This window comes from Bacillus sp. JZ109 (assembly GCF_053903135.1).
The window spans coordinates 38,477-64,167 of the sequence record NZ_CP096388.1 but is presented as its reverse complement, the minus strand read 5'-3'; the positions used below and the strand labels follow the sequence as shown (position 1 = coordinate 64,167).

The 25,691-nt window shown below is 44.1% G+C and carries 27 protein-coding genes and 4 tRNA genes; 9 read left to right on the top strand and 22 right to left on the bottom strand.

All coding sequences use genetic code 11. From position 1 onward, the window contains the following. Nucleotides 1–8 precede the first annotated feature (8 nt). From M1D94_RS00380 to dnaB, 12 genes are all read right to left on the bottom strand, one after another. Complete coding sequence (locus tag M1D94_RS00380) at nt 9–803, bottom strand: MBL fold metallo-hydrolase (RefSeq protein WP_003226939.1); 795 nt, start codon at nt 801–803, stop codon at nt 9–11. A gap of 21 nt (nt 804–824) precedes the next feature. Continuing rightward, nucleotides 825–1,667, bottom strand: coding sequence for a WalRK two-component regulatory system regulator WalI (gene walI, locus M1D94_RS00375; protein WP_003244037.1), 843 nt, complete (start codon nt 1,665–1,667; stop codon nt 825–827). Beyond that, on the bottom strand, nt 1,654–3,021 hold the full coding sequence (walH, locus tag M1D94_RS00370; RefSeq protein WP_032722849.1) for a WalRK two-component regulatory system regulator WalH: 1,368 nt from the start codon (nt 3,019–3,021) through the stop codon (nt 1,654–1,656). Before walH ends, walI begins: the two co-directional genes overlap by 14 nt. After that, a complete protein-coding gene (gene walK / locus M1D94_RS00365; RefSeq protein WP_009968432.1) occupies nt 3,011–4,846 on the bottom strand; it encodes a cell wall metabolism sensor histidine kinase WalK in 1,836 nt (611 codons plus the stop codon). Before walK ends, walH begins: the two co-directional genes overlap by 11 nt. Before the next feature lie 7 nt (nt 4,847–4,853). Then, nucleotides 4,854–5,561, bottom strand: a complete 708-nt coding sequence (gene walR / locus M1D94_RS00360) for a cell wall metabolism DNA-binding response regulator WalR (protein WP_003244363.1) — start codon at nt 5,559–5,561, stop codon at nt 4,854–4,856. A gap of 383 nt (nt 5,562–5,944) precedes the next feature. Further along, nucleotides 5,945–6,017: transfer RNA gene (locus M1D94_RS00355), tRNA-Phe, on the bottom strand. A gap of 35 nt (nt 6,018–6,052) precedes the next feature. Further along, nucleotides 6,053–6,129, bottom strand: a tRNA-Asp gene (locus tag M1D94_RS00350). 81 nt (nt 6,130–6,210) lie between these two features. Then, a tRNA-Glu gene (locus M1D94_RS00345) sits at nt 6,211–6,282 on the bottom strand. 9 nt (nt 6,283–6,291) lie between these two features. Next, a tRNA-Lys gene (locus M1D94_RS00340) sits at nt 6,292–6,367 on the bottom strand. Between the two features lie 223 nt (nt 6,368–6,590). Next, nucleotides 6,591–7,883, bottom strand: a complete 1,293-nt coding sequence (purA, locus tag M1D94_RS00335) for an adenylosuccinate synthase (RefSeq protein WP_003226929.1) — start codon at nt 7,881–7,883, stop codon at nt 6,591–6,593. A 205-nt stretch (nt 7,884–8,088) separates the two neighbouring features. Next, the gene (locus tag M1D94_RS00330; RefSeq protein ID WP_456270375.1) at nt 8,089–8,508 is read right to left on the bottom strand and encodes a VOC family protein; all 420 of its coding nucleotides are present in this window, start codon (nt 8,506–8,508) and stop codon (nt 8,089–8,091) included. A gap of 119 nt (nt 8,509–8,627) precedes the next feature. Further along, a complete protein-coding gene (gene dnaB, locus M1D94_RS00325) occupies nt 8,628–9,992 on the bottom strand; it encodes a replicative DNA helicase (RefSeq protein ID WP_003226923.1) in 1,365 nt (454 codons plus the stop codon). Between the two features lie 169 nt (nt 9,993–10,161). Between dnaB and M1D94_RS00320 the strand changes: the two genes are divergently transcribed. Beyond that, complete coding sequence (locus M1D94_RS00320; RefSeq protein WP_003226922.1) at nt 10,162–10,362, top strand: DUF2188 domain-containing protein; 201 nt, start codon at nt 10,162–10,164, stop codon at nt 10,360–10,362. 47 nt (nt 10,363–10,409) lie between these two features. Here the strand turns inward: M1D94_RS00320 and M1D94_RS00315 are convergent, their stop codons facing one another. After that, complete coding sequence (locus M1D94_RS00315) at nt 10,410–10,613, bottom strand: hypothetical protein (protein WP_003244312.1); 204 nt, start codon at nt 10,611–10,613, stop codon at nt 10,410–10,412. Nucleotides 10,614–10,733: 120 nt separating this feature from the next. On the opposite strand from M1D94_RS00315, the gene M1D94_RS00310 reads away from it, so the two are divergent. From M1D94_RS00310 to M1D94_RS00300, 3 genes are all read left to right on the top strand, one after another. Further along, the gene (locus tag M1D94_RS00310) at nt 10,734–10,874 is read left to right on the top strand and encodes a YycC family protein (protein ID WP_003242786.1); all 141 of its coding nucleotides are present in this window, start codon (nt 10,734–10,736) and stop codon (nt 10,872–10,874) included. Between the two features lie 72 nt (nt 10,875–10,946). Continuing rightward, nucleotides 10,947–12,155, top strand: coding sequence for a CynX/NimT family MFS transporter (locus M1D94_RS00305; protein ID WP_003226917.1), 1,209 nt, complete (start codon nt 10,947–10,949; stop codon nt 12,153–12,155). A 105-nt stretch (nt 12,156–12,260) separates the two neighbouring features. Beyond that, entirely contained in the window at nt 12,261–14,318 is a 2,058-nt protein-coding gene (locus tag M1D94_RS00300; RefSeq protein ID WP_163136040.1) for an ArnT family glycosyltransferase, read from the top strand. A 36-nt stretch (nt 14,319–14,354) separates the two neighbouring features. Here the strand turns inward: M1D94_RS00300 and rplI are convergent, their stop codons facing one another. The 4 genes from rplI to M1D94_RS00280 form a co-directional block, all read right to left on the bottom strand. Next, complete coding sequence (gene rplI / locus M1D94_RS00295) at nt 14,355–14,804, bottom strand: 50S ribosomal protein L9 (RefSeq protein WP_003226915.1); 450 nt, start codon at nt 14,802–14,804, stop codon at nt 14,355–14,357. Next, a complete protein-coding gene (gene gdpP, locus M1D94_RS00290) occupies nt 14,801–16,780 on the bottom strand; it encodes a cyclic-di-AMP phosphodiesterase GdpP (protein WP_003242517.1) in 1,980 nt (659 codons plus the stop codon). Before gdpP ends, rplI begins: the two co-directional genes overlap by 4 nt. A 36-nt stretch (nt 16,781–16,816) precedes the next feature. Then, a complete protein-coding gene (locus M1D94_RS00285) occupies nt 16,817–17,746 on the bottom strand; it encodes a YybS family protein (RefSeq protein WP_003243969.1) in 930 nt (309 codons plus the stop codon). A 226-nt stretch (nt 17,747–17,972) separates the two neighbouring features. Further along, nucleotides 17,973–18,122 carry a hypothetical protein gene (locus M1D94_RS00280; RefSeq protein ID WP_003226909.1) on the bottom strand — a complete coding sequence of 50 codons (150 nt, stop codon included), beginning with the start codon at nt 18,120–18,122 and terminating at the stop codon, nt 17,973–17,975. Nucleotides 18,123–18,267: 145 nt separating this feature from the next. On the opposite strand from M1D94_RS00280, the gene cotF reads away from it, so the two are divergent. Further along, entirely contained in the window at nt 18,268–18,750 is a 483-nt protein-coding gene (gene cotF, locus M1D94_RS00275) for a spore coat protein CotF (RefSeq protein ID WP_003243364.1), read from the top strand. Nucleotides 18,751–18,779: 29 nt separating this feature from the next. Here cotF and hypR read toward each other — a convergent pair whose 3' ends face one another. After that, nucleotides 18,780–19,157 (bottom strand): transcriptional regulator HypR, encoded by a 378-nt coding sequence (hypR, locus tag M1D94_RS00270; protein ID WP_003242487.1) that lies wholly within the window; start codon nt 19,155–19,157, stop codon nt 18,780–18,782. Nucleotides 19,158–19,361: 204 nt separating this feature from the next. Between hypR and M1D94_RS00265 the strand changes: the two genes are divergently transcribed. After that, the gene (locus M1D94_RS00265; protein ID WP_014481484.1) at nt 19,362–20,291 is read left to right on the top strand and encodes a manganese-dependent inorganic pyrophosphatase; all 930 of its coding nucleotides are present in this window, start codon (nt 19,362–19,364) and stop codon (nt 20,289–20,291) included. A 32-nt stretch (nt 20,292–20,323) separates the two neighbouring features. On the opposite strand, the gene M1D94_RS00260 is transcribed toward M1D94_RS00265, so the two are convergent. Together M1D94_RS00260 and M1D94_RS00255 are read right to left on the bottom strand one after the other, a co-directional pair. Further along, nucleotides 20,324–20,770 (bottom strand): DUF6376 family protein, encoded by a 447-nt coding sequence (locus M1D94_RS00260; protein ID WP_003226901.1) that lies wholly within the window; start codon nt 20,768–20,770, stop codon nt 20,324–20,326. 11 nt (nt 20,771–20,781) lie between these two features. After that, on the bottom strand, nt 20,782–21,102 hold the full coding sequence (locus tag M1D94_RS00255) for a hypothetical protein (protein ID WP_003226899.1): 321 nt from the start codon (nt 21,100–21,102) through the stop codon (nt 20,782–20,784). A 100-nt stretch (nt 21,103–21,202) separates the two neighbouring features. Here M1D94_RS00255 and M1D94_RS00250 point away from each other — a divergent pair, with 100 nt between their 5' ends. Together M1D94_RS00250 and M1D94_RS00245 are read left to right on the top strand one after the other, a co-directional pair. Next, nucleotides 21,203–22,513, top strand: a complete 1,311-nt coding sequence (locus tag M1D94_RS00250) for an MFS transporter (RefSeq protein ID WP_014478548.1) — start codon at nt 21,203–21,205, stop codon at nt 22,511–22,513. A gap of 159 nt (nt 22,514–22,672) precedes the next feature. After that, the gene (locus M1D94_RS00245) at nt 22,673–23,410 is read left to right on the top strand and encodes a MerR family transcriptional regulator (protein ID WP_116315648.1); all 738 of its coding nucleotides are present in this window, start codon (nt 22,673–22,675) and stop codon (nt 23,408–23,410) included. Between the two features lie 37 nt (nt 23,411–23,447). Here the strand turns inward: M1D94_RS00245 and M1D94_RS00240 are convergent, their stop codons facing one another. Both M1D94_RS00240 and M1D94_RS00235 read right to left on the bottom strand, forming a co-directional pair. Next, nucleotides 23,448–24,236, bottom strand: coding sequence for a hypothetical protein (locus M1D94_RS00240; RefSeq protein ID WP_345805732.1), 789 nt, complete (start codon nt 24,234–24,236; stop codon nt 23,448–23,450). A gap of 67 nt (nt 24,237–24,303) precedes the next feature. Further along, nucleotides 24,304–24,693, bottom strand: coding sequence for a YybH family protein (locus M1D94_RS00235; protein WP_411262869.1), 390 nt, complete (start codon nt 24,691–24,693; stop codon nt 24,304–24,306). Nucleotides 24,694–24,838: 145 nt separating this feature from the next. Between M1D94_RS00235 and M1D94_RS00230 the strand changes: the two genes are divergently transcribed. Beyond that, a complete protein-coding gene (locus M1D94_RS00230) occupies nt 24,839–25,678 on the top strand; it encodes a pentapeptide repeat-containing protein (protein ID WP_411262868.1) in 840 nt (279 codons plus the stop codon). The last annotated feature ends 13 nt before the right edge of the window (nt 25,679–25,691 follow it).

The window sequence follows — 25,691 nt, the reverse complement described above, 5'->3', positions numbered from 1 at the left end:
TAGAAAAATTATACAGCGCAAAGCGGAGTGGCCTTCTTCGGATCGGTGTCGTATAAGTCAAATGTCTCACCCGTCACAAATCCTTTAGAAGCCAATGTCTGCTGCACAGACATTCTTGCCAGCTCCTTCATGTTGTTGTCCTGGCTCAAATGCGCCAGGTAAATACGAGACGTCTCATCGCCAATGACATCCGTCATCGCCAAGGCAGCATCTTCATTTGACACGTGCCCGACGTCACTTAAAATCCGCCGCTTAATGCTCCATGGGTATCTCCCCATTTGCAGCATACCGACATCGTGATTGCTTTCAAACACAAATACATTCGCTGAACGGATAATGCCTTTCATCCGGTCGCTGACATATCCCGTATCTGTCATTAACGCGAGCTTTCGGCCGTTATAATGGAACACATAAAACATCGGTTCCGCCGCATCGTGGGAGACGCCAAACGATTCAACATCAAGTCCGCCAAACGACTTCACCGTCTCCATTGGAAATACAAACTTTTGATCGGTGTCAATTTTGCCGATTTGATTCTCCATCGCTTTCCAAGTCTTCTCATTCGCATAGATCGGCAGCTTGTACTTTCTGGCGACGACACCAAGGCCCTTAATATGGTCACTATGCTCATGCGTCACAAAAATGCCGTCTACATCATCCAGCTTACGCCCGATCTGCGCCATCAGCCCATCCATGGCTTTTCCGCTCAAACCGGCGTCCACTAAAAATGCGTGATCCTCTGTTTCGAGGTAAAACGCATTTCCCGTACTCCCGCTCGCAAGTACGCTAAATTGCAAGCTCATGTTTGTCTCACTCCATTATTTTCATTGATCTGTATCTAAAATCGTACTCTCCAAAGCATTCACAGTAAAATACTCTTGTACTGTCTTTTTCTCACCGTTCACTTTTTTCTCGTACTCGACCGTAATTCTCCATACCGGCGCCAGCACCTGCGTACTTGTCAGCGGATATTGTGCTACATAGCCGAATTTACAGCTCTTCACAGTGCTGTATTCTTTTAATTGATTTTGATAGTACAATAGCTCAACCGCATCCATTTCAGTAATTAAGCTTTCTTTCTGGATTTGCTTGAAGGTCTCAAGCGTAGTCTGGTCGTATGACACAACCTCGTTTTTACCGTTTAAGTGCAGCACCACTTGCCCGATCATATTAGAGGGATTGTCGGTCTTTTGGTAAATATAATGACCTTCGTACGTTTGGAAGAAAATAATTTCTTTCTTCGATTTATCAACCTTCCAAAGCTTATATTTTTCGCCATCTTGAATTTTCGAAGAAACAAGTGCCTGAGCATCGTCCTCGATATCCTTCTTTGATAGTGCGATTGGATTTGCAAACTTCATTTTCAGGCTCGTTACTTTATGATCATCACTAGGCATGTCCATCAAAGGCTTTTGATCCTTCAGCGCCTCAATTTCCTCCTTGGAGAAAGACTTTTGATTTGCCGTGATCCGATAGCCTTCTGTCGCTTCCTTATTCAAACCTTCATACGTGATATGATCGGCCTTCATGTCATGCTCGACATCATTTTTAATGACTTCATATTCTTTGCCGGTAGCCTGCCATTTTTGAAAAAACTGATAGCCTAAGAAAATATCTAAAATGAGGAAGGCAACGATGAAGATTGATTTTGTCTTATTCCACTCCACTGTTAGCCCCCTCCTTCCTCAATAAATCCTTTGTAATCGGCACAATTTTTCCATTTACTTTCATCGCCCAAACCGGTTCCAGTTCAACGAGAGGATCATCGTTGGTTGATGTTGATACCAATTGATAAGCAAGGAAGATCTGATCAATTTTGTCCGTATCATAAGCGGTTTGTTTCGAAAGCAGCATCCTCACTTCGCTGCCGCTCATGAGCTCTGTTTCACTTGTTTTAATCGGATTCGTTCCGAGACTGTAATTCGGCCGCTTATAGCTGAGAATATCATCATTCGCCCATTGCACCGTAATCGCCGATGTCGCCCCGAAAGGTTTGGCGGTGCTGTTAATGACCGGGATCTGATCCATAAAGATATAGAAGCTCAACTGCTGGCTGTCATTGATATTGAAAAATTGATAGTGATCCGTCCAGCTTCCGGTATCCTCAAGGTATTTTTGGCTCTTTTTGATTAATTCACCTGTTTGATAGGATGTGCTCTGCACCAAATTGCGCTGCTGAAATTGCACCTGTCGCTGGCTTAGATTCACATCTAACCGGCTGATCCCATCTGTCAGCACATTTCTGTTGTTGTAATTCGAATCTTCTCTTACAATGCTCGGATCACTAAACAAAGCCTGCTTAAAGGTATTTGTTTTAATCGATTCTGTGACAAATTCTTTTTTGTCCATCGTAAGCGGTTTGTTCGGCAGCAAGAACTCTTTCTTTGAGCCAATGGAGAACAAACTGAACGCCGGCATATTTGATTGCCTGTTTTTCAAGTCGTTCATAATGTTCCGGTAGTTTGCTGATTCAACCGTCACTTCAAGAATGAGCTGCTTGCTGTATGACACCAAATAGATTTTCTTGTTCGCTTTTGTTTCATTGAACGGGATCAGAATATGGTCAAACGAACTGTATTCAAACGACTGATTAGACCATTTAAACAACGTTTGGAAAATATCAATCGGGATCGTATCGCTGAATTGCAAGTCAAGCTTGGCTTCAGAACCGCCTATTCCATAAAACCAGCTTTTGAATCCAGCCTTGTCATACTGATCCGAAATATCTTTAATTCCTTTCACATCCCAATGCGGCAAGTCAGACCAAATTTCTTCATAGAGGGCATTGTCATCCACTTTGTAATGAGCGCCGTCATCATGGATAAACATGTCCCTTGGCCTTACCGTTTCAGACAGCTTTTGGGTGGTTTTTTCGATTTTATGTTTCACACGAACAGTAGACTCTGTTGAGGATGAGCCTTCAGAAAAGTTTGGCTGGAACGTCCATATCCCCCATGTAAAAACAAGACTGATGACGACGAGTACCGTAAGTAATATCGTTTTTATATTTTCACGCTTCATCCCAATCATCCTCTTGTTCCTCTTTATATGGAAGAGTAAATGTAATCGTCGTGCCTTTTCCTTCTATGCTGTCCGCCCAAATATCTCCACCGTGCGCCTGTACCATTTCCTTGGCAATCGCCAATCCCAGACCGGTGCCGCCAAGTTTTCTCGTTCTCGCTTTATCCACCCTGTAGAAGCGGTCAAAGACTTTTTCGACATCTTTTTTCGGAATGCCAATCCCTTCATCCTTCACGCTGATATAAAGAAGTTCTTCCTCTTCATTGACATCAATCGAGAACGTGACATGTCCGCCTTCCGGTGAATATTTTAAAGCGTTAGAAATAATATTATCGAGCACCTGCGTTATTTTATCCTGGTCAATCTCGACATACAGATCTCTGTCCGGCAGATTGCGGATAAACTCCACATGCTGCTCTTTTGTCATTTCAAAACGGTCAATAATAAGTGACATAAACCGGACAATCTGAATCCATTCCCGGTTAAATTGATAATCTTTACTGTCAAATTTCGACAGCTGAAGCAGATCATTGACAAGCCGGATCATACGCTCTGTTTCATTTTGCGTCACCATTAAGAAGCGCGGAGCAATGTCTTTATTTTCCCACGCGCCTTCAGCTAACGCTTCTAAATAGCTGCGCATTGTCGTAAGCGGCGTCCGCAGCTCATGTGATACATTCGCAACGAATTCTCTGCGTTCCTGATCCATTTTCTCTTGTTCGGTTACATCGTAAATGACAGCGATTAAACCATCAATTTTGCCGTGTTCCCTTTGAATCACAGAGAAATTCACGCGAAGCACCGTTAATTCATCATCGCGCTCTATTTCAAGCAGCATAGAATCCTGCTGCTCCACTAAATCTTCAAAAGTATAATTCTCTTGAAGCCCCAGCAAACTCGTAATCGGCATTTCTAAGGCTGTTTCACGTGAAACGTTCAACAGCTCCAGCGCCGGGCTGTTTAAGAGAATAATCGCTCCGTTTCGGTTTGTGGCGATTACGCCGTCTGTCATATAGGCAATGACAGAGGCTAGCTTTCTGCGTTCTCCTTCAGTCATCGCCTGGGCATCTTCAAGCTCTCTTGTTAAGTGGTTAAACGTTGTGGCCAGCTGCCCAATTTCATCATGCCCGTACTTTTTAACCTTCCTCGAGAAATTCCCTTTCGCAAGCTCCATCGCCTGCTTTCGCATATCTGAAAGCGGGTGGGTAATGGTTCTTGCCAGAAAAATACCGAGAAGAGCCGTCAAAACAAGTGCCAAACCTGTGCCGGACGCCAGTATCGTGTTGATCGTCTTCATTTGATTAAAGACATCTTCCATACTCGCGACAACATAGATCGCGCCGACAACCTCTTGATTTTCAGTCATGACGGGCTTCGCGGAAATAAGAACTCTGATTTTGCTTTTCGGGTCATAATATTTTCTTAAATACGACTGTTTGGTAGAGAAAATTCTTTTGAAAATCAGATCGGTCGTTTGTTTCCCAGCCACTTCCTCACCGTACGGCTTTGAAGAACCGACCACTTCATAGCTTTTATCTACAAAGCTAATTTCCCGAACCTCATCACTTTTCGTGAAGTCATTCAAAATACGGCTGACGTCATCCTTTATGACGGTGCTGTCGTTATCGCTCTTATATTCTTGTTCGATATAATAAGAAAGGTTGTCGATTCGCTGATTCAGCGATTGTTCATAAGAGCTGATCAGCGACTTCTCTACCTGATTGACAAAATACACACCAATGATTTGCATGGCAATGATAATCAAAAGCACATAAATCAAGGTAATCTTAAATTGGATCGACCGAAAAAAACCAACCTTATTCATATGGGCATTAATCCTGTTCTGGGTTTCTCAAGTAATAACCTACACCGCGGCGTGTGACGATCCAATTTGGATGGCTCGGGTTGTCCTCGATTTTTTCACGAAGCCGACGGACTGTTACGTCAACCGTTCTGACATCGCCGAAGTAATCATAGCCCCAAACGGTTTGAAGCAAATGTTCACGGGTCATCACTTGTCCGATATGTTTTGCTAAATAATGAAGCAATTCGAACTCACGATGAGTCAATTCGATTGTTTCGTCTCGTTTTGATACAACGTACGCGTCAGGGAAGATGACGAGAGAGCCGATATGAATCTCGTTAGAGGAAGGCTCTTCCTCCGCAGGCGCTGTCGTCAGCTGGCGACGCAGGTTCGCTTTTACACGCGCCAAGAGCTCGCGTGTGCTGAATGGTTTTGTGACATAGTCATCAGCACCGATTTCAAGCCCGATAACCTTGTCAATTTCTGAATCCTTAGCCGTCAGCATAATGATTGGCATATCGTATTTCTTTCTGACTTCACGGCATACTTCAACGCCGTCTTTATTCGGAAGCATAATATCTAAAAGAATTAAATCAGGCTGAAGCTCTTCTACCATTTCAACGGCTTCGTTTCCGTCGTGGGCACAGTGCACTTCATAGCCTTCTTTTCTTAAGTTAAATTCCAATATATCTGCAATCGGTTTTTCATCATCTACTACAAGGATCTTTTTATCCATCATTTTGATTTTCCTCCTGCCGAATGACTTCATTTCATCTATATAACATTCGTTTCATCACTTATGGCCCATGTAAAGAATGGGTCCTTGTCTATTATAACGGTTTAAGGTCAAAAGATAAAAAAAATAAAGGTTTAGAAAAAAAACACATGTTTCACCTTTATCGCCAGTTGTTTATCTATTGTCATGCTGGTCAACTTTTTTTAAAAAAGATAACTTTATTGAAACCTCCCCTCACCGGAGTGCGTCTTTATCAATGACGTCTTCTTCTTTGAACCGGCCGCAGGGCCGGTTCTCCCTTTTTCTTCTATTATAACACTCCTCATGTTTGCCTTTTTCCTAAAAGAAAAAACGCACCTACGATTGCAGATGCGTTTGGTAAGTGGCTCGGGACGGAATCGAACCGCCGACACACGGATTTTCAGTCCGTTGCTCTACCAACTGAGCTACCGAGCCAAATGTTTTATTTTTCTCTACTAAGTAAAGTAAAATGGCGGTCCGGACGGGACTCGAACCCGCGACCTCCTGCGTGACAGGCAGGCATTCTAACCAACTGAACTACCGGACCTTACAGTAATTGCCCGGAGAGCTGTCGTGTCAGCTCTCACAGACAAATAAGGAATTTAGCAATAACGCTAAAGTAAATCAATGACCCGTACGGGATTCGAACCCGTGTTACCGCCGTGAAAGGGCGGTGTCTTAACCGCTTGACCAACGGGCCTTCACGAAATGGTGAGCCATGAAGGACTCGAACCTTCGACCCTCTGATTAAAAGTCAGATGCTCTACCAACTGAGCTAATGGCTCTTAAAGATGTCGGAATTTCTATAGAGCAAACGACTTAAATCTAGTTCTCATCTTGTACTCTATTGAAGCAGTTTCCGTAACAACGAGATTTATAATATCACGAACAAATAGAAGTGGCAATAACTTTTTTGGTTTTTTTTCATATTTTTTTCTCAGACCAACTTATATGCGGCTTTCAAACAAAAAACAAGCCCCTGATATAGGGCTTGTTGGCATATTCTATTTAGTTCGCACGGTACACACTGCGAAGGACATTTGTTTGTGAGCGGTCTGGACCGACAGAGAAAATAGAAAGCGGAATGCCTGTCAGCTGAGACACACGCTCAAGATAATGGCGCGCATTCTCCGGAAGCTCGCTCAAGCTCTTCGCACCTGTAATATCCTCAGTCCAGCCTGGCATTTCTTCATATACCGGCTCACATTCAGCAAGTGCCTTAAGACTTGCTGGGAATTCTTCAATGATTTCGCCTTTGTAGCGGTATGCCACACAGATTTTCAACGTTTCAATTCCTGTTAGGACGTCAATTGAGTTCAGAGAAAGATCTGTAATTCCGCTCACACGGCGGGCGTGGCGGACAACAACGCTGTCAAACCAGCCGACACGGCGCGGGCGGCCTGTTGTTGTTCCATATTCGCGTCCGACTTCACGGATTTGATCGCCGATTTCATCTTTCAGCTCAGTCGGGAAAGGACCGTCGCCGACACGAGTCGTATATGCTTTTGATACACCGACAACGTGCTTGATTTTGGTCGGGCCGACACCAGAACCGATCGTGACACCGCCGGCAACCGGGTTAGATGACGTAACAAACGGGTATGTTCCTTGGTCGATATCGAGCATAACCCCTTGTGCGCCTTCAAATAATACACGGCGCCCTTCATCAAGAGCATCGTTTAAGACAACAGATGTATCGCAAACATATTTTTTAATCTGCTGGCCGTACTCATAATATTCGTCTAAGATATCCTCAAGTTTAAACCCTTCTGTCTCGTACATTTTCTCGAGAAGACGGTTTTTTTCTTCAAGATTGCGCTCAAGCTTTTCCGCAAACGCGTCACGGTCTAACAGATCCGCGATGCGAATTCCGATGCGGGCTGCTTTATCCATGTAAGCAGGGCCGATTCCTTTTTTCGTTGTGCCGATCTTGTTAGCCCCTTTACGCTCTTCTTCCACTTCATCCAATTTCAAATGATACGGCAAAATGACGTGAGCTCTGTTGCTGATTCTCAGGTTATCTGTACTCACGTTGCGCTCATGAAGATACGCAAGCTCTGTGACTAATGCTTTCGGATCTACAACCATTCCGTTTCCGATTACACACGTTTTATCCTTATAGAAAATTCCAGACGGGATTAAGTGAAGCTTATATGTGATTCCGTCAAACTTGATTGTATGCCCTGCGTTATTTCCGCCTTGATAACGGGCGATCACTTCTGCATTTTCTGATAGGAAATCTGTAATTTTACCTTTTCCTTCATCGCCCCATTGCGTACCTACTACAACTACTGAAGACATGTCCGTGCACCTCCGTTAACCTTTCAAAACGATTCTATTCAAACAAATCAAGTTTATCAGTGAAGAAACAGAAAGTCAATTGTAAATCCGAACATTAAATTATTGTAAATCTATATTCGTTCGCTTCCATTCGTTTTATAAGCGTTTTCTCACTGCTTTGTCATAAAAAGCTTGTGAAACTTTCATCCTTTAGCACAAGAAAGAATCACTTGCCTGATATCCCTTTTGAATTCATAAAAACGACCCGCCAGCCGTCCGGGTCCTCTATCGTCACGCCCCCATTGCTCCAGTACGGGTTCTCTGATTCGACCTCTTGATAGCCCATGTGCTTTAGCTTTGAAGTGATCGCTGCCAGTTCAACTGCATTCGGCACATAAAAAACAAGAAGGCTGTCGGGATGGGGAACGGGGGCAGTGCTTCCCCCTTCATACTGGGTGAATTCCAAATGATAATCGGCATGAGGAAGGCCGAACATGACACCGTCATACCCGTTATGCTTTGAAAATTCTCCTATTCGTTTCAAACACAGTCCCTCTTCGTAAAAACGAATAATCTCATCAAGCTGGCCCGTAGGACGCGCAATTCGGATTTGTGCTGCTAGAAAAGACGAAAAACGTTTTCCCATATTGTTACCATCTCCTTTTTGCACCATTTTATTAAAACGCTTTCAATTTCTCATCCGCTGAGCGAACGTCATTTCTTCCATCTTTCGAATGAAAAAACCCCAAGAGCTGCTCTTGGGGCTTATGCGCCGGGCGGAACGCCTGCGTCATCAAAACGCCGTTCCAGGTTGACGAATTTGTTGTATTCTTTTACGAACGCAAGAGACACGGTTCCTACCGGGCCGTTACGCTGTTTGGCGATAATAATTTCGATAATATTTTTATTCTCGGTTTCTTTGTCATAGTAGTCATCACGATAAAGGAACGCGACAATATCCGCGTCCTGCTCGATACTTCCTGATTCCCGGATATCAGACATCATCGGACGTTTATCCTGACGCTGCTCAACACCCCTGGAAAGCTGAGAAAGCGCGATAACAGGGACTTGCAGCTCCCTGGCAATCGACTTCAGTTCACGGGAAATTTCAGATACTTCCTGCTGACGGTTGTCCTTTGAACGGCCGCTTCCCTGAATCAATTGCAGGTAATCGATCAAAATCATGCCCAGCCCGCTTTCCTGCTTCAAGCGGCGGCACTTGGCACGGATTTCACTCACCCGAATACCCGGTGTATCGTCGATGTAAATCCCGCTGTTTGACAGGCTTCCCATTGCCATCGTCAGCTTGCCCCAATCCTCTTCGGTCAGGTTACCTGTACGGAGATTCTGGGCATTGATATTTCCCTCGGCACAGAGCATACGCATAACGAGCTGCTCTGCACCCATCTCAAGACTGAAAATTGCTACGCTCTCATCGGTCTTCGTCGCCACGTTTTGTGCGATGTTCAGGGCAAAGGCTGTTTTCCCTACTGAAGGACGGGCAGCCACAATGATTAGGTCGTTGCGCTGGAAACCCGCAGTCATCCGGTCAAGCTCCGTAAACCCTGTTGGAATTCCCGTGATATCACCTTTTCGATTGTGAAGCTGTTCGATATTATCATAGGTCTGGACAAGGACGTCCTTAATATTTTGGAAGGCACTCGTGTTTTTGCGCTGTGCCACTTCCATAATCGTTTTTTCCGCTTCACTGAGTAAATCCTCGACCTCATCCTCACGGGTATAGCCGTCTTGAGCAATCGTTGTCGCAGTTCTGATTAATCGGCGAAGAATCGATTTTTCCTCAACGATTTTCGCGTAATATTCTATGTTAGCCGCTGTCGGCACCGAGTTTGCGATATCTGTCAAATATGAAATGCCGCCTACTTCTTCCAGCAGGTCTGTGTTCGCAAGCTCTGATGTTACTGTCACCAGATCAACCGGTTCACCTCGGTCACCGAGCACCAGCATCGCATTATAGATTTTTTGGTGGGACATTCTATAGAAATCATCTGGAATCAATACTTCTGAAGCCAGTGTTAAAGCAGACGGCTGTAAAAAAATAGCGCCTAACACGGCTTGTTCGGCTTCTATATTTTGCGGAGGAAGCCGGTCATTCAGAAGGTCTGTCATGCTAAGCACCGTCCTCTCATTAAAAAATCTCCAACCTCCATTCTACCATTTCTACAGAAAAAAAATAGAAAAATTGACTGTTTCCTGTTTTTTTCAGTTAGCAGATTGGATCGTTTCGGACAGTAACAAGGCGGGAAAAATGCAATAAAACATGAGGGAGGAATGAAAGATGATAAAGAAATATGCGATTACGCCTAATGTTGATGCGGACGGCTGGTTTATTGAGGTGGAGAATGTAGCGCCGACAGCTTTGTATACGTCTAAAGACGCCGCTATTGAAAAGGCCAAACAGGTGGCTAAGGAAAACAGTCCGTCTAAGCTTGTAATTTATGACCAGTTTAAAAATGTGGAAGAAGAACACTCATTTTAATGAATGAAAGCCTTCGCTGCAGCGAGGGTTTTTTAGCGGTTATCGGTTTATTTCATCCATTGGATGCCTATGTGCATCATCAAATCTGCCGCTTTTTGATACAGATCCCACTCCCCGATCGAAGCAAATTTCCCCATCAGCTCCTGAAGCTTTAACCTCATTGCTATATATTCTTCGAAAGTGACAGCTTTTTCAGTGTCTATTTGGTGTTCCTTCAGCATTTGTTTTAATAAGGATAACGGTGCGTGCATAAGAACCCTCCTTACCTCTTTTATAACGGTCATTTTCCGATTGCTCTATTCCTTTGTGACATCTTCTTACATTTCACATCTGATTCTTGTACAATGGACAGAAGAGAGGAGGGATCTTTTGTGAGACCTTTGCAAATTTCTGCCGAAACTGCACAAAAGCTTGCAGAGTCCTTGAATCTGCCGCTTGAACAGATCATGCATATGCCTCAGCATATTCTGCTTGCCAAAATGGCTGAACTGCAAAAAGAGGACAAATCATAGCCTTCATTCACATACTTGCTTACCTGTTTCGGGATAATATCATGTATATGTTAGAAAAGAGGAGTAACTGCTTTGCCACATCCACATAATAAAAAAATCCAATCATTTTGGCTGATCACCGGCATTATCTTTATCGCCTTTAACTTACGGCCCGCGATCACTTCAGTCGGTCCGGTCATCAGCTCTATCCGGGCAGAGCTGCACATGTCCAATGGGGCAGCCGGTTTTTTGACCGCACTGCCGCTGCTTTCGTTTGCAGTTCTTTCTCCGCTTGCACCTAAGCTTGGACAGCGCCTCGGTAATGAGCGAACTTTATGGCTAGGTCTCGTGATACTGCTGATCGGTGTTCTGACTCGTTCTACCGGCTATACTGCCGCTTTGTTTTTCGGAACAGCACTTATCGGCGTCGGGATTGCGATTGGTAACGTACTTTTGCCAAGCTTAATCAAACATAAATACCCTGAAAAGCCAGGGATCATGATCAGCCTGTATACGACATCAATGAATATATTCGCAGCTTTAGCATCGGGTGTCAGCGTTCCTTTAGCGACCCAGATGAATGGCGGATGGAAACAAGCCTTTCTCTTATGGGGCGGGCTGGCTTTACTTGCATTGCTAATCTGGATACCTCAGCTGCGCCATCGAGATACGGCAAACCAGACAATGAAGCTGCAATCCAGTTCCATTTGGGCTTCCAAAATGGCATGGTATGTCACCATCTTTATGGGCCTGCAATCGTTTTTATTTTACAGCAGCATCGCTTGGTTTCCTGAAATTCTCCGTTCACACGGGATTGATACGGCAACAGCCGGATGGATGGTATCACTCATGCAATTTGCGAGTCTGCCTTCCACTTTTCTGACGCCAGTTTTAGCTGACCGTGTGAAACAGCAGCGCGGTATCGTTGCGGCGCTGGCCTCAGTTTATCTGATCGGCCTCTGCGGATTATTAGCGGGCGGAAGCCATACATTGCTTGCCATCTGGATGATCATTATCGGTATCGGGCAAGGCTCCAGCATTAGTCTGGCCCTTACTTTGATTGGTCTCCGCAGTGAAAATGCCCAACAGGCCGCTGCGCTGTCAGGCATGTCTCAGTCATTCGGCTACCTGCTGGCAGCAGTCGGGCCAATCTTTGTCGGCTATCTCTTTGACCAGACGCATTCTTGGACGATGCCGATTGTGCTTCTCATTGCTGCCCTGATCGTAATGGGAGCAGCTGGACAGGGAGCCGGACGAGATCGATACATTTTCCAGTCAGAAAAACAAAGAAATTCAGCATAAAAGCGGGGAAAATATCTCCGCTTTTTTCTTTGAATATTTATGGTTTATTCATAAGTTTTTCATATTTGTTTTTTACAATTAGACACCATAAAGAGGTGAAAAACGATGAAAACCAAACGATTCGACGCAGCCCTTATTTTTATTTTGCTGGGAGCAGCTTTTTTGAATACGTATCACATTTGGCAGGATGACACAGCGAACCAGTACTATTTGGCGGCTGTAAAAAGCATGACGCAAAGCTTCCATAATTTCTTTTATGCGTCATTTGACCCTTCTGGATTTGTGACAGTAGATAAGCCTCCTGTCGTGTTATGGATTCAAACGATTTTCGCACTGATTTTCGGTGTTCACACGTGGAGTGTCATCATTCCCCAGGCTCTTGCCGGAGTTGGGTCTGTATTCCTTCTCTACAGAATGATTAAGCCGACTTTTGGAATTGGAACGGCCCGCATTGCCGCACTTGTCATGGCACTGACCCCTATCGCAGTAGCTGTCAGCCGGACAAACAATATCGACAGCATGCTTGTTTTTACCTTATTGCTCGGTTCAGCTTGCCTGTTTCGGGCAGTAAAACAAGGCAAGCTGGTTTGGCTGCTGATGGCATTTTCCCTAATTGGGCTCGCCTTTAATATGAAGATGATGCAAGCGTTTATGGTATTGCCTGCATTTGTGTTATTCTACCTAGTTGCATCTCGGGTTTCTCTAAAGAAAAAAATCGGGCCCCTGCTTCTGTCTCTTGTCCTTCTGACAGGCCTTTCACTCTCATGGGCGATTGCAGTGGATTCAGCCTCTTCCTCAAGCCGGCCTTATGTAGGAAGCAGCCAGACTAACTCAGTGCTAGAACTGGCCTTTGGCTACAACGGCACAGAGCGTCTGCTTGGGCAAACTACGGGCCTTGCAAAGGGTGATATGAATGCTGCTGGCGGAGGGAACATGCAGAATCAAGACAACATGCAAGCGCCAAATGGCAACGGTTCATCTTTTTCTCAGAACGGAAATCAATCATTCGGAAACCATTCACAGGCGCCTCAGCCGCCTAACGGACAAACCGGCGCTCTCAATGGAGGCGGAGGCACACCTCCCACAGGTGGCAACGGACCTGGAAATGGAGGGCCTGGCGGTGGAGGCGGAAAAAGCGTGAATATGTTCGGCACCGGTGATCCTGGACCGCTTCGTCTTTTCCAATCAGCACTTTCCGGCCAAATCAGCTGGATGCTTCCATTCTCATTGATCGGATTACTGGGCGCAATCGTCAGCTGGTACCGTGATCGCCGCGGACATGCTGCTGAAATGAAAGAAACACTATTCTGGGCGGCTTGGCTCGTTCCCGTGGCTGGTTTCTTCAGCATCGCAGGATTCTTCCACCAGTATTATTTGATTATGCTGGCACCGCCGATTGCCGCGCTTTCTGGTATCGGATGGTATACGATGCACCGCTTATACAAAAATAATCAAGACTGGTCCAGCTATCTTCTGCCGGCAGCCGTTCTGATCACAACCGTGTTCCAGGTGTATATTCTGAGCGCTTATACAAGCCAAATCAGCAGTGTATGGATGTATGCCCTGGGGCTCGTAGGACTGGGCATCTCCCTTGCACTTCTGATGCTTAAACGCAGCCATCCGTTCAGTAAGCAGCTGACCATCATCAGCTTGTGCATTCTGCTTCTCACACCTGTTTACTGGTCAGCAACGCCGCTTCTATACGGTGGCAACAGCGTCCTTCCTGAATCCGGCCCGCAACTCAAAGGCTCAGCAAACGGCGGGAACATGTTCTCTTCAGAGGTCGACAGCGGGCTCCTGTCCTATCTGAGAAAACACAATACCGGCGAAGAATATTTATTTGCTACTTTGACAACCGTAACAGCTGCGCCATACATCATTTACGAAAATGAATCTGTTATGGCAATGGGCGGATTTAACGGCACGGATCCCATTCTGACTGTGTCGGAACTGAAAAAACTGATCAAAGAAGGCAAAGTGAAATACTTCCTTCTGGCAGAAAACAACTCAGGCAACAGCGAACTTGTTTCCTGGATTAAGAAAAACGGAAAAGAAATAACATCTGACGAGTACAGCGGTTCCTCCAGCAGCACAAACAGCGTGCAGGGAATGCGAAGAGGACCTGGCGGAGAAAGCCAGCAAACTCTTTATCTCGTGGAATAAAAAAAGAGGCTTGGATGAATCCAAGCCTCTTTTCTATTAAGCTTCTTCTTTTACATGTACCTTTAACACAGCCTGCACTTCAGGATGCAGCTTCACAGGCACGTTTGTATATCCTAATGCACGAATGCCGTCCGGCAGTTCAAGCTTCCGCTTATCTACTTTAATGTTATGGTCTTTTTGGAGCTGTTCAGTGATTTGCTTGCTTGTCACTGAACCAAATAAACGGCCGCCCTCACCTGATTTTGCGCTAAGCTCAACAGTCAGTTTTTCTAATGTCTCTTTCAAGCTCTTAGCCTGCTCAAGCTCAGCAATGGCTTCTTTTTTCTCTTTCTGCTTTTGTCCGTTTAACGCGCTGATGTTTGACGCGTTCGCTTCAACCGCGAGGCCTTTTTTAATTAGAAAGTTATGCGCATAACCGTCTGCTACGTTTTTGACTTCGCCTTTTTTTCCTTTTCCTTTTACATCTTGTAAGAAAATAACCTTCATCTCTGTACGCCTCCCTCAAAATACTCATCTATGGCGTGCTTCAGCCGTTCCAGCGCTTCAGAAACTGAAATGCCGGACAACTGAGTCGCCGCATTTGTTAAATGCCCTCCGCCTTCCAGGGCCTCCATGATGATCTGAACATTTACCTCGCCAAGCGACCGCGCACTGATACAAACCGTTTGTTCATCCCGTCTCGCTACCGCAAATGAAGCCTCAACCTCACTCATCGATAGCAGCGAATCGGCAGCCTGCGCAATCAGCACTTGATCGAAGTATTCCTCTTCATTTTCAGGAAGAGAAGCAATCGCAATGTTATCTTTATAGAGGACCGTATGCTGGATCAGCTTCGCCCGTTTAATATAGGAATCAACGGTTTCTTTCAGGAACTTCTGCACCAGCACCGTGTCGGCGCCTTTTGCCCTTAAATAAGAAGCCGCATCAAAAGTCCGCGAGCCCGTGCGGAGAGAAAAGCTCTTTGTATCCACTATTATACCAGCTAATAGGGCTGTTGCTTCAATCATATTGATTTTTAAGCGCTTCGGCTGATATTCAAGCAGCTCTGTCACCAATTCCGCTGTGGAAGAAGCGTATGGTTCCATATAAACGAGCAGCGGATCTCTGATAAACTCCTCACCTCTGCGGTGATGGTCGATGACCACGATATGTTCAATTTTATTGACCAGACGTTCCTCCATGACGAGTGACGGCTTATGTGTATCGACGATCACAAGCAGTGTGTCATCATTGGAAATTTCCATTGCTTCTTCAGGCGTAATAAATCTTGACCACAGTTCTTCATATTTTTTGATTTCCCCAATCAAACGCTGCACACTTGATCCGATTTGGTTTGGGTCAATCACGATAAAACCATCTTTGTTATTTGCCTGAGCCACCTTTAAAATCCCGATCGCTGCGCCGATAGAATCCATGTCGGGGAATTTATGCCCCATGATAATCACATTGCTGCTTTCGGTGACGATTTCCTTTAAGGCGTGAGAAATCACGCGGGCCCGCACCCTTGTTCGTTTCTCCATTGGGTTTGTTTTACCGCCGTAAAACTTCACCTTGCCGTTTGGCAGCTTAATGGCTACCTGGTCTCCGCCGCGTCCCAGTGCTAAGTCCAAGCTGGATTGCGCCAAATCGCCAAGTTCTTTCAGGGAAGAAACTGAAGCCCCGACACCGACGCTTAACGTCAGCGCTACACCGTCAAACGAGGTTTTTTCCCGCACTTCATCAAGAATCGAAAACTTCGAATTTTCGAGTTCAGTTAAGATGTGTTCATTAAGTACAGCAATAAAGCGTTCTGAAGACGTCCTTTTCAAGAAGATCCCGTACTCCTGCGCCCAAGCGTTCAGCAAAGATGTCACCTGGCTGTTCATCGTGCTTCTCGTCTGGTCATCCAATCCTTGTGTCACATCATCATAGTTATCAAGGAAAATATATGCCAGGACGGTTCTTTCATTTTCATATAGCTTTTCAATCTGGATTTGTTCTGTTACATCAAAGAAATATAAGAGACGCTCATCCCGTTTGATGACAACCCTAAACTTGCGGTCATTCAATGTAACCGTTTCCGATTCCACCTCTTGTTTGATAAGCGGCACTACCGATTCACAAGTATCGTAAAGTGATCTCCCCACTAAAGTGCTTTCATTAAAGCAAGAGGAAAGAAACGGATTTGCCCATTCTATATAATATTGGTCATTAAAAAGCATGATTCCAATCGGCATTTCCATCAATGCCTCTTCACCGACTTTTTTCAACCTGTAGGACAACGTAGAAATATAAGCATCAATCTCTTGTCGAATAAGAGAATCAGCACGCTTAATAAAAAACAAAATAACTGCCAGCAGCAGCACTTCGACGGTTCCTAATATCCAGTTAAAATAAAAGCTGATGAGGATTGTAATAATTGACAGAGCAATCAATGCATAGATGGGATACCGAAACAGCGGTTTTTCATAAAAGCTTGGCATTTCTATCACTCCCCACCATGTGAGTAAAACTCATGTTCACTTCACCTTATTCCTTATATGAAAGCCCATATCTAAAACGCCTAAAATGCGAATGGCCGCCATGAAGACCGGATGCACAAACCCAAGTATGACAGCAATCACAGCCGCAGCCTTTGGATATTGTTTCTTATGGCAATAGAAAAAGATAAATGATAAACCTTGGATGAAAATCAGAAACCCGAGTATAAACTCCCCATTTAAAGCGATAGAGTACAGCATTTGGCCTTTTTCTAAAGGCAAAAATGAAAGCATGACAATAATCAAATACAGTACTACAACACTTTGCGGAAACTTCAACTCTCTAAAAGGCTTTAGATTAGGAATATCGGGGGAGAATCGCCTTAAGAGCGGCTTAGCGATAAGGTAACTGAGGAAAGAAAAAATAACTCCTACCATCACAATAGCTGTTGGAAAAAGATATTGAACGATACCCAATTGTTCTTCCATCAGTTTTAATTGCTTCTCAAACTGTCCAGCATTGCCCGACTGCTTCGCTACAGTTTCTACAATATCAAGAGATTGCCGGTATTGTGTCATTGCCTCATCAATGATATTGATACCCAAAAACTGAATGCTTATCACAAAATAGAAGACAATACTAAGCATATAAATAAGAGCGCCCGAAATAATGGCGTGCCCGGGCTCTTTCCTTTTGAAAAAATGTCCCATGGCAATGCCGGCGCAAGCTGACATAAAAGCTACAATAAGCCCGTTAAAGGACCCGACAATAAAAACAACCGGAAGACTGACAGCGCCCATCCATATCCCTAGCTTCAATCCATGTCTGATCGTATACAAGATCATTGGCAGCGGCAGTGCAAATAACAGAATTGTTCCAATCACAGGAACATAAACGACCAGAAGCGTAATGATCGCAAACAGACTGATTAAAATAGCACCTTCCATTAAAGCTCTCGTTTGTTTCACTTAGTCACCTCGTATCATCCTGAACATACGAATAGAAAAGAGCAGCATAAACGACTGCTCTTTTTTTCATCGCTGCAACATGCTTTGCACCGAATGTTTTTATATCATCTCTAAATTTTACTTTTATATTTTAACATAAGTCCAAATCGCAAGTAAAATGACGCTAATGTTTCATGTGAAACATGAAAAAGGAAAAGACATTCTTTGAAAAGAATGCCCATCACAATTAATGTTTATCATCCATAAAGCCAGAAGATTCCTTGTTTTTCTTTTTCGTTTTTCTGACATACATAAAAATTAAGATCACCAGTAAAAGGGTTGTTGCTTGCAGAACGCCGCTGCTAAACAAGAAAAAGTTCTTTATCATGTCCCACATTGTGTTTCACCTCTTTGTGCATGTTCTCAACCCGTATCCTATATAACGTGAATTTCCCTTTTTAAAAACTTCAAAACATCATGAACAACATTGAGCGTTGGGCATATGCTGATATGGAATCTGATCGATAAAGGAGAATTTTCACATGGATGAACGCAGAACATTGGCTTGGCATGAAACATTAGAAATGCACGAGCTGGTTGCTTTTCAATCAAACGGACTCATTAAACTGAAGAAAATGATAAGAGAAGTAAAAGACCCTCAGCTCAGACAGCTTTATAACGTGTCTATTCAGGGTGTTGAGCAAAATTTGAGAGAGCTTCTTCCGTTCTTTCCACAGGCTCCGCACAGAGAGGATGAGGAAGAAGAACGCGCAGATAACCCATTTTACAGCGGTGACCTGCTCGGTTTTGCCAAAACATCTGTCCGCAGCTATGCCATCGCAATTACAGAAACAGCAACACCTCAATTAAGAAACGTACTGGTCAAACAGCTGAATGCTGCCATCCAGCTGCACGCCCAAGTTTATCGATACATGTATCAGCATGGATATTATCCGTCTTACAACCTTTCTGAACTGTTGAAAAACGATGTCAGAAACGCCAACAGAGCCATTTCAATGAAATAAAACAAGCAGCAAAGGAGTTCCCTTTGCTGCTATTTCTGCTGATCCTTCACTAAGCCGTTCGAACGATAAGATTCCAGCACGTCTCTGTTGGATTCTCCCCATTCTTTCATTTGCAAAACAATCGGTTCAAGCGTGCGCCCAAATTCCGTCAGAGAGTACTCTACCTTGGGCGGCACCTGGTGATAAACCTCACGGTGCACGATGCCGTCCGCTTCCAGCTCCCTCAGCTGGAGAGTAAGCATTCTTTGAGTAATACTCGGGCAGATTCGCCGAAACTCATTAAATCGTTTCTTGCCATCTATCATGTGATAAAAAAGAATTCCTTTCCACTTTCCGCCAATGACATCTAGAGTGAATTCAACTGGACAGCCTTCTTTGTTCGGGTATATATTCTTTTTTTCACTCATTCTTGACCCTCCAATAGTACCTTTTTTGATACTACATTACATTTTGCAACTAAGCTACCCAGTATTTTACACACCTTTTCTCCTTAGCTCAAAGAAAATGCTTCTTATTCACATCAATTTTTAAGGGTTTGCATGATTACACCTGCAGCAAGACGTGTTAAACTATATAAAGATTACACTACTTAAAAAAGGATAGGAGCTATCATGGAAAAGATACTTATTTTCGGACACCAAAACCCAGATACAGATACGATTTGTTCTGCGATTGCTTATGCTGATTTGAAAAACAAACTCGGCTTCAATGCTGAGCCTGTCCGCCTCGGACAAGTCAACGGCGAAACACAATACGCGCTTGACTATTTCAAACAAGAAAGCCCGCGTCTTGTTGAAACAGCTGCAAACGAAGTAAACGGCGTTATCCTGGTTGACCATAACGAACGCCAGCAAAGCATCAAAGACATTGAAGAGGTTCAGGTTTTAGAGGTTATCGACCATCACCGCATCGCTAACTTTGAAACAGCTGAGCCGCTTTACTATCGTGCTGAGCCTGTAGGCTGTACGGCTACCATCTTAAACAAAATGTACAAAGAGAATAACGTGAAAATCGAGAAAGAAATTGCCGGCCTTATGCTGTCTGCGATCATTTCTGATTCTCTGTTATTTAAATCTCCAACTTGCACGGACCAAGACGTAGCAGCAGCAAAAGAGCTTGCGGAGATCGCTGGAGTAAATGCTGAAGAATACGGCTTGAACATGTTGAAAGCAGGCGCTGATCTAAGCAAAAAAACAGTGGAAGAGCTCATTTCTCTTGATGCGAAAGAATTTACACTCGGCAGCAAGAAAGTCGAAATCGCACAAGTAAACACAGTGGACATTGAAGATGTAAAAAAACGCCAAGCTGAATTAGAAGCTGTGATCTCAAAAGTTGTGGCTGAGAAGAATCTTGATCTGTTCCTTCTCGTTATCACAGATATCTTAGAAAATGATTCACTTGCTCTTGCAATCGGTAACGAAGCAGCGAAAGTGGAAAAAGCGTTCAACGTTACATTAGAAAACAACACAGCCCTCTTAAAAGGCGTTGTTTCCCGTAAAAAACAAGTCGTTCCTGTCTTAACAGACGCAATGGCTGAATAAGCAAAAAGCATCCCGCGTCGGGATGCTTTTTCTTATTCACCCAGCTTCTCAATTTGTCCCATCACATCAGTAATTTGCTTTGCGTTTTGGACCAGGTCTGACTGCTCCAATTCTTTAAGCGATACCTTGCCTTCCTCGGCTTGTTTCAACACATCTTCAGCGCTTTTCTGCAAGGTTTTGTTATGTTCCTGAATGGTTTGATGAATCTCCGCTGCGGCATCAGGCGGCGTTAATTCATTAAAATCAGCGGCAGCCTTCTGAATCGACTCAAGCTGCGCTTCAAGTTTTTCTTTCGCCTCGGTGTCATTTACAGCTTTCTCAGCCAATTCAGGCGCTTCCTCTGCAAATGTCTTCACCTTCTCCACATAACCAGCTGCTTCACTCGTATAGTTCAATCCGTCGTTCACCTGATCAAGCATGCCGCATCCGCCTGCACTCAAAAGTCCCACTCCGGCAAGTACTGTCAAAATGATCTTCATCTTCAGCCCCCTCATCGTTTCTTTTTCATTTTTTCTTTTAAGATCGGAATCAATTTCTCTTTCGCTAACGGCAGCCCTTTCCTCACCAATTCACGCTTCAGCCACTTTTTCAGCTTAGACATTCTGATGCTCCTCTCCCTTTTTGATAAAAATGAAAAAACTCCACCAATTTGGTGAAGTTCCTGAAACAAAAAGACCTTCACCAAATCAGATTTGGCAAAGGTCTCGCTAACAATGAGATTGCCAGCAAAGCCGAGGACACCTTGTCCCGTAATGACGACTTTACTGTGAAAGCTACTCCCCTTTGGAGTGTTCATTTTTATTACTTTCATTCTAAAGCACCGATCTGTTCCAGTCAAATTCCTGCCGTTTATATAAAAGCGCGCTGTGGTATTTAAAATTTGAATGGTTTTTCTATCAGGAGATCATGCTATGACAGAGGAGGTTTTCATCATGAGTCAAGAGCGCGTGAAACGGCCTGGGCATACCAGATGGTACATATCTTCGTTACTTAGCGGCATTATTATTCTTAATTATTTTGACCGAGTGGCCATCTCGGTAGCGGCCCCTGCGATACAAGATTCGTTTCACCTTACTGCAACTGAACTCGGCATCGTGTTTTCCATTTACACCTATTCCTATACACTGATGCAGCTGCCTGTCGGAAGTTTGCTGGACCGTTTTGGGGTCGCATGGGTCACGAGGGTTGGAATGACAATATGGAGCTTTTTAACGATCCTTCTTGCTTTTTTGCAAGGAAAATTGCTGTTGTATCTGTTCCGGTTTCTCATTGGGCTGACGAGCGCCTCTGCGTTCCCTGCTGCCTCTAAGGCAACCGCTCTCTGGTTTCCTCCAAGTGAGCGGGGATTGGCAAACTCACTGTTCGATTCGGCCGCCAAGTTTTCAAATGTAATCGGCGCGCCATTGGTCGCCTTTCTTGTCACAACATTTGACTGGCGTGTCGCTTTTTTGACGATTGGATGCATCAATGTGCTGTTTACGATCTTTTTCTGGCAGTATTATGAACAGCCTGAACGGCACAAACGCATTTCTAAAAGTGAACTAAACTATATTCAAAAACACAATGCCATTACAACAGAGCAAATCCCTTACAAAACGGGCCCACTTTTAAAAAAGCTTTTCACCAATCGAAAAGTATGGGGCTTAATGATCGGATTTACAGGGTACGGGTATACATTCAACCTGCTGCTCACCTGGCTTCCGACTTTCTTTAAACATACATACGGTATGGATCTCATGTCGTCCGGTTTATTTACAGCAGTGCCGTGGCTGATCTCAACCATTTCCGGAATTGCCGTCGGCGGCTGGCTCGTCGATTATTTTATTAAGAAAGGCTATCCTAACACCAAGGTGTACCGAACCGTAATCATAGTCGGAATGAGCTTTGGCTTTTTCTTTTTAGGATCCATTCTGACGAACAATATTACCGTAGCCATTATTTGCATTTCCATCGGACTCGCCGGAATTTCCGCAACCGCTCCGGTCGGCTGGTCCATCTCCGCAGAACTCGCGCCGATCGGTTCCGTATCCATGCTGAGCTCCATGGTGAATCTCGCAAACAACCTGTTCGGAGGCATTATTGCTGCGTCACTGACAGGGTATTTGTTTGATGTGACAGGCTCCTTTACCCTCAGCTTTCTGGTAGCTGGTTTTGTGCTGTTGCTGGGATTGGTTTTTTATGTGTTTGTATTAGGGGATGTAAAACGAATTAAACTGGAATAAAGAGTGCTTGCTGAAAAGCACTCTTTTCTTTGAATCCGCCAGGTGTTATTTTCTTTCTCCCACATTCACTAGGCTGTCTTCGGACGAAAACACCACCATTTTATCCTTGACTCCAACCAAAGGTAAGGCCTCATAGTGAAAGAAGAAAGGAGGAGTCGGATGGTGAAATTAACAGTAAAAGAACTATCCAATATTGCGAATGTCACAATCAAAACGCTTTATCATTACCACAAAATCGGCTTGCTGGCCCCAAAGGAAATAAGCGAAGCCGGATATCGGTACTATGGTGCTGACGAACTAAAAAGACTGCAGGAAATCCTTTTTTACAAAGAATTAGATATTCCTTTGTCAGAAATCAAAACATTACTAAAAGAGGATGCTGAAAGAACAAGTACATTAGAAAAACAAAAAAAGCTGTTTGAAAAGAAAATTGAAAAGTATCAGCGTCTCATTCAAACAGTCAACACATCTTTAGAATACACGAGAAAAGGCGAAAACATGGATCATAAGGTAATGTTTAAAGGATTTGAAAGCGCTGAAGAATGGAAACAATCTTTAGCAGAACAAAATGGGTATTTAAAAGAGCGTTACGATTTTGAATTGGATACACATACAATCAATGTCGATGAAATGAACAAAATGGCAATAGAGGCTAAACATTTTCTTGATAGGATGGCTGATTTTTTAAGAAACGGTGTAACGTATCATGATCCTTCCGTGCAAGAGCATGTCATGAATCATCTTAAGTTCCTAAATCAGAACGGGCATCCGACAAGTAAAGAAGATTACGTAAAACAAACACGTTTTTTTATGCAAGATGATTTCCATAGAGGAATGTTAGAAGAGCAGCAAACCGGTTTATCTTATTATTTGGTTGTCGTTGCAGAACACCTGTAGTGTTTTGTCACCCTTTATAGGGTGACAGCCATCAGGATTACGAGACAGCACCGCCAACAATCGAAACATTCTGCCGGTCAACGGCAAAACGCCGTCCGTTCCATTTCAATACGGTTTGAACATATCCCAATGAGTCGGCGTTATACCTTCCCGCTATCCGCTGGTACGCCAATAATTCGTATACGCCGTCTCTGTCAAAATCAACCGGATACAAGCCCGATAAAGGATTCACCCATCCTTCTATCGGCATTTTTAACACACCTTGGCTGTTATAAATCTCATTCAAATATTCCCTGCCCTTGTAAGTAAGGTCGAGGATATACATTTCGTTTTGCTGATGACTGATGACGCTCGCTTTATATTGATTTTGATACCTCACACTGTACTTTAATTCATCATTCAATACATCTGAATTGAAAATTCGCCGGAACTGCCTGTTTAGATAGGCAAACACATATGCATAAATAGCACCGCCACTTCCCCCTGTATCCATTACCACTGCCACATCCTCAATCTTGTCGCCTGTCATATCCCCCAGAAAAAGTGACGGATTGTATCCCATATTGTTTTGAAGCTGAATCTGCTGCTCCTGATGGGTTCTGCTATCACGGATCACCAATGTGATATTTCTCCATAACGGGCTGCCGGGCATTTGATTTCCAGTTAGAAAGACCTCGTCAATAACGCCGTCTCCCGTTACATCGCCGCGGGTAGATGCAATGATTGCACGTGAGGAGACAGGCTGCCGAAATACGTATGGATGTTGAACAAGCCCTCTGCTTTCATAAAACCAATAAGGAGCCATTCTGATGTCATACACATTCAATTGTGTCACCTTCCCTAATCAGCTGAATGAATCATTATATGCAGGAATGGCACATCAAAGACATATCTTACACACCAATTAAATCCGTACCATATGAGTTATCAATTACACAAAGCCACTCGCCTTGCGCATTCTTCTTAAATACATAGGTCGCCCTTCTTTCCATCGCATACTCGGAGTCCTTTTTATCCGAATCAAGCAATGTCTGAGAAAGGACGAGTACCGTGTCACCTGCTTCCAACAGGATCATTTCCCCTTGTTTCGGGACAATATGATGATTGAAATAGTTCGCAATCGTAATAAACGCTTTTTTGATTTCTTCTTTGCCTCGCGCGATCACGCCCGGCTTCACGACTAAAACGGCATCTTCCGAATAATAATTCATCAGTGTATCAAAATCTTCATTTTGGATTGCCAGATCACACGCAGAGATGATGTCTTTCAATTGCTGTTCCAAATGAATTCCCCCAATCATCATTATTGGATATATTATACATCGCTAGACCACTGAAACCTTGAAAACAAAATGAAAAGTATCCTTTTTTTCTATATAATCAAATAGATATATTTAACAAAGTACCCAAGTGAAGGGGTGAACATTATTGTCTGCGGAAGTAACGTTACATGACAATATACATCATGATTTAAGTGCGGATTGCCAGCACTGTTTTGGCCTGTGCTGTGTCGCCTTGCCTTATGCGAAGTCGGCAGATTTTGCTTTTGATAAAGACGGGGGCACGCCTTGCCGCAACTTACAATCAAACTATCAATGTTCTATACATAAAGATCTCAGAGAAAAAGGATTTCGAGGCTGCTCTGCATATGAATGCTTTGGCGCCGGCCAAAAAGTATCCCAAATCACTTATGAGGGAAAGGATTGGCGAAGCAGCCCCGAAACGGCCAACCAGATGTTTGACGTTTTTCCTATCATGCAGCAGCTGCACGAAATGCTCTGGTATTTACATGAAGCTCTTTCTATAGATATAGCCAAGCCGATTCATCCCGAACTGAGAACCAGTTTCGAAAAAATAGAAAAGCTCACCAGACTCAGCAAAGAACGCCTGCTGACACTGCAGGTGGACGAGCATCGAGCTGAGGTCAATGAATGGCTGTTAAAAACGAGTGAGCTGGTGCGTGCCCAAGTCCGCCATCCAAAACTCCCGAAAAAAGTCAGCCGGGGAAGTGTCCTGATCGGCGCGAAACTGAAAGGGCTTGATCTGCGAGGGGCAAATCTAAGAGGGGCGCTGCTCATAGCCGCCGATCTGAGAAATGCCGATTTGAGAATGACAGACTTTATCGGTGCAGATATGAGAGACGCTAATCTCAGCGGCGCCGACCTGACCGGGAGCATCTTTCTGACACAGGCACAGGTGAACGCCGCCAACGGCGATTCGAACACAAAGCTGCCGCTGTCTTTACGAATCCCTGCCCATTGGGAATAAAAAAGGACCCGTT

What these genes read in the sequence shown, in the direction of transcription:
- hypR (WP_003242487.1), bottom strand. Translation starts at nt 19,157, where the DNA reads ATGAGTGAAAAAAAGAATATATACCCGAACAAAGAAGGCTGTCCAGTT.
- M1D94_RS00250 (WP_014478548.1), top strand. Translation starts at nt 21,203, where the DNA reads ATGACAGAGGAGGTTTTCATCATGAGTCAAGAGCGCGTGAAACGGCCT.
- M1D94_RS00380 (WP_003226939.1), bottom strand. Translation starts at nt 803, where the DNA reads ATGAGCTTGCAATTTAGCGTACTTGCGAGCGGGAGTACGGGAAATGCG.
- M1D94_RS00260 (WP_003226901.1), bottom strand. Translation starts at nt 20,770, where the DNA reads ATGAAGATCATTTTGACAGTACTTGCCGGAGTGGGACTTTTGAGTGCA.
- cotF (WP_003243364.1), top strand. Translation starts at nt 18,268, where the DNA reads ATGGATGAACGCAGAACATTGGCTTGGCATGAAACATTAGAAATGCAC.
- rplI (WP_003226915.1), bottom strand. Translation starts at nt 14,804, where the DNA reads ATGAAGGTTATTTTCTTACAAGATGTAAAAGGAAAAGGAAAAAAAGGC.
- M1D94_RS00300 (WP_163136040.1), top strand. Translation starts at nt 12,261, where the DNA reads ATGAAAACCAAACGATTCGACGCAGCCCTTATTTTTATTTTGCTGGGA.
- walK (WP_009968432.1), bottom strand. Translation starts at nt 4,846, where the DNA reads ATGAATAAGGTTGGTTTTTTTCGGTCGATCCAATTTAAGATTACCTTG.
- walH (WP_032722849.1), bottom strand. Translation starts at nt 3,021, where the DNA reads ATGAAGCGTGAAAATATAAAAACGATATTACTTACGGTACTCGTCGTC.
- M1D94_RS00280 (WP_003226909.1), bottom strand. Translation starts at nt 18,122, where the DNA reads ATGTGGGACATGATAAAGAACTTTTTCTTGTTTAGCAGCGGCGTTCTG.
- M1D94_RS00255 (WP_003226899.1), bottom strand. Translation starts at nt 21,102, where the DNA reads ATGAAAGTAATAAAAATGAACACTCCAAAGGGGAGTAGCTTTCACAGT.
- walR (WP_003244363.1), bottom strand. Translation starts at nt 5,561, where the DNA reads ATGGATAAAAAGATCCTTGTAGTAGATGATGAAAAACCGATTGCAGAT.
- purA (WP_003226929.1), bottom strand. Translation starts at nt 7,883, where the DNA reads ATGTCTTCAGTAGTTGTAGTAGGTACGCAATGGGGCGATGAAGGAAAA.
- M1D94_RS00320 (WP_003226922.1), top strand. Translation starts at nt 10,162, where the DNA reads ATGATAAAGAAATATGCGATTACGCCTAATGTTGATGCGGACGGCTGG.
- M1D94_RS00245 (WP_116315648.1), top strand. Translation starts at nt 22,673, where the DNA reads ATGGTGAAATTAACAGTAAAAGAACTATCCAATATTGCGAATGTCACA.
- dnaB (WP_003226923.1), bottom strand. Translation starts at nt 9,992, where the DNA reads ATGACAGACCTTCTGAATGACCGGCTTCCTCCGCAAAATATAGAAGCC.
- M1D94_RS00265 (WP_014481484.1), top strand. Translation starts at nt 19,362, where the DNA reads ATGGAAAAGATACTTATTTTCGGACACCAAAACCCAGATACAGATACG.
- M1D94_RS00315 (WP_003244312.1), bottom strand. Translation starts at nt 10,613, where the DNA reads ATGCACGCACCGTTATCCTTATTAAAACAAATGCTGAAGGAACACCAA.
- M1D94_RS00330 (WP_456270375.1), bottom strand. Translation starts at nt 8,508, where the DNA reads ATGGGAAAACGTTTTTCGTCTTTTCTAGCAGCACAAATCCGAATTGCG.
- gdpP (WP_003242517.1), bottom strand. Translation starts at nt 16,780, where the DNA reads ATGCCAAGCTTTTATGAAAAACCGCTGTTTCGGTATCCCATCTATGCA.